Consider the following 3168-nt stretch of genomic DNA (forward strand, 5'->3'; position numbering starts at 1 on the left):
CCACCGGTAGCATCTACTATCTTTTTAGCCAGGAACAACCCAATGCCCTGGCCTTCCACATCGTGGTTGATTCGTTCGTATTTCTTAAAGATTTGTTCCTGGTTACGCTCTGATATCCCCATTCCATTATCCTGCACCGATAAAATAATATAATCGCCTTCCTGTTTCGTCTGAATATGGATAACCGGTGGGTGGTTGCTTTTGAACTTGATACCGTTAGAAATAAGGTTGTAAATAATACTGCGTAGGTTCTTTTTGGAGAACAGAATATATTTTACGTTCAACTCCCGGGTAATAATTGCTTGTGAGGCATTGATTTTATCCACCAGACTCCATTCAATGTTATCAATAACTTCCGATAAGTCAACATTCTCCTGGGTTATCATATCGCTTTCCACTTTCGCTACGGTCGCGATTTCGGTTATGAGGGAACGGAATTTTCGAATGGATGCATTTATTATCTCTAAATACTGCTTCAATTCCGGATCGGCCACTTCCAGCGTATTCATTAAGCCAATACTGCCTTCAATGTGGTTGAGCGGGGCCAACAAATCATGCGAAGCCGTGTACACAAAGGTATCCAGGTCAGTATTTACGCGCTGTAGGATTTGGTTTCTTTTGCTTAGCTCCAGTTGGGTCCTTTTGAGTTCGGTAATATCATTAAACGTTATGATGGCGCCATTAATCTTGTCATGGGGTTGTTGCAGGTAAGGCATGGTCATAATCTGGTACCACCGGCCATTATTGGCTTCCACTTCCTTTGTGATAATGCTGCCATCGACCAATACCTGCTTAATGTCTTCTACTAACGTTTCAAATTTTATATTAGTGGAAATATTGCTTAAACACCGGCCAATATCCGTTGTCACCAGGTTAATGTGCTTTACGGTGCCCGGCGAGAATTTCATCAACAACAGATCCTTGTTTACGAACAACTGCCCGTTGATATTACTGCGGAAATAGTTGTCTAAATCATCGTTTAATTCCTGCAGTTCTTTGTTCTTTAGTTGGTAATCCGCGTTTATGGTGTGCAGTTCCTCGTTCACCGATTGCATTTCCTCGTTGGTGCTCTGCATCTCTTCATTGGCCGAAAGCAGTTCTTCGTTGAAAGACTGCATGTTTTCATTGGTGGCATCAAGTTGCAGATAAGTGGCCTGTAGCTTATCCTTCAGTTCCCTTACCTCTTTCTCCAGGTTAAGGGTATATTCACCGTAATACAGTTTTTCATCAAACACCAGGGTATCTAACCCAGCCGGGGCTTCTGTGTTTTCTTCTTTGAACGTTACCAGGTAGAGGGTTGGCGTTCCTTTTTTAAGAGGCAAACGGCTGATAGATAACCGGATACTGATGATAGTATCCTTTTGCTGAATTTTAATACCCGTAACCGACAACTTTTCATTAGCCATTACAGCATTCGCAAATAACGTATTGAAGGCTACGGCCAGTGGCGGTGGCAAAAGCTCGGTTAAATTGGAGGTGAAGTTTTTCTGCAGTAGAAATCTGGTGGTATCGCCGTAGGTTTTTACAACCTGGTGTTTCTCATCAATGCAGATTGCCAGGTAACCCAGCTCACTTATCAGCGCTGCATTCACCGCTTCCGGCAAGCTGTGCAATGCGTTTTGGAAAGCATCTTCCGGTAAGGCAACAAGGGGTTTATGCTTCAGTTCCGGCAGTGAAAACGCCTCAAACCGCAATGCCCGGGTATTCTTTAGGCTGCGGTACAGTTTAAATTTTTTATCGATTACTTCCAAGTCATCAATAATGGGCAGCGGGTTTTCGCTGGTTCCCAAAAATAAGTAGCCTTCTTTCTTAAGCCCGAACAGTAACACGGCATATATTTTTTTCTGCAAGGCCGGGGTCATGTAAATCAGCAGGTTCCGGCAGCTAATTAAATGCATGTTGCAATACGGCGGGTTTTTCACCAAATCGTGTTGGGCAAAAATGACCATTTTACGAATCTCCGGTTTGACCCGGTAGTGTTCCTCCTCTTTTATAAAATACTTATCCAGGCGTTCCGGCGAAACATCCTTGGCGATATAGGCTGCGTAAACTCCTTTACCGGCTTGTTTCAAGGCAAGTGTATCAATGTCGGTCGCAAATATCTTTACCTCCAGGGCCTTGTTTTTCTCCGCTAACTGTTCACAGATAAGAATAGCCAGGCTATAGGCTTCCTCGCCGGTGGCGCAGCCGGCCACCCACATTCTTAGCTCCTCGCCCGGAGCCAGGTTTGCCAGTAAATTGGGAATTATATTTTCCTGGATATTATTGAAAGCCTCTTTATCCCTGAAAAATGCGGTAACGCTTATGAGGAATTCCTGAGCCAGGCTCTCTATCTCAGACGGATTTGCTTTCAGAAAATACAGGTAATTGCCCAGGTCGTTAATGTTATTGTACTTTGCCCGGCGTTCCGTTCTTCTTAAAATAGTAGTTTGCTTGTAGTCCGAAAAATCCAGGGGAGAGTTTTCTTTGATTAGCGCGACAATAGCATCTAAATTTTTTAAATCAGTGGTGTTTTCAGCAGTCAATCCTGCTTCTTGCTGGGTATAATCTAAGATAATAGCCGGAATTTGGGCAGGTTCTAAAATATAATCTACTATTCCGGTGGCAATCGCATTTACGGGCATGCTATTAAAAGAGGTCGTGTCCGGATCGCGCACGATAATCAGCCCGCCGGCATTTTTTATGGCTTTTACCCCTGCAGTGCCATCGGAACCCAACCCGGATAGAATTACCCCTATTGCTTTCCGGCCGCAGTCGGCTGCCAGCGAATTAAAAAAGTTGTTGATTGTATGGTGGGGGCTGGCTACATTTTTTTTATCCGTTAAATACAGGGTATTGTCCCGGATGGTCATATACTTATCGTTTGGAATCAGGTAAACTTCATTTCTTTTTACCGTCATTCCGTCTTCTGCCTCTTTCACCTTCAGCATACTGTGTCGCGCCAGCAGTTCTACCATCCGGCTTTTAAAACCGGGGGATAAATGCTGAATAATCACGTACGCGGCGCTGTCTAAAGGCGTATGATCAAAAAAGGAATATATTTCTTCTACGCCACCGGCAGAAGCTCCTATTGCAATGACATACTGGGGATCTGACGTGAACATAGTTTTCTTTAAAAAGAGTGAACCGGAAAATCAAGAAACATATCCTGAAGGGGAAGAATTGGCA

1 protein-coding gene is annotated in these 3168 nt (G+C 43.8%); it reads right to left on the reverse strand.

The window, feature by feature from the left end:
- Window positions 1-3104, reverse strand: a 3104-nt coding sequence (locus tag ACFS7Z_RS27070) for a chemotaxis protein CheB (RefSeq protein ID WP_377492550.1), incomplete at its 3' end; no start/stop codon positions are given.
- Between the last annotated feature and the right edge of the window lie 64 nt (window positions 3105-3168).

This window comes from Pontibacter toksunensis (genome assembly GCF_042686245.1).
GTDB classification, from domain to species: domain Bacteria; phylum Bacteroidota; class Bacteroidia; order Cytophagales; family Hymenobacteraceae; genus Pontibacter; species Pontibacter toksunensis.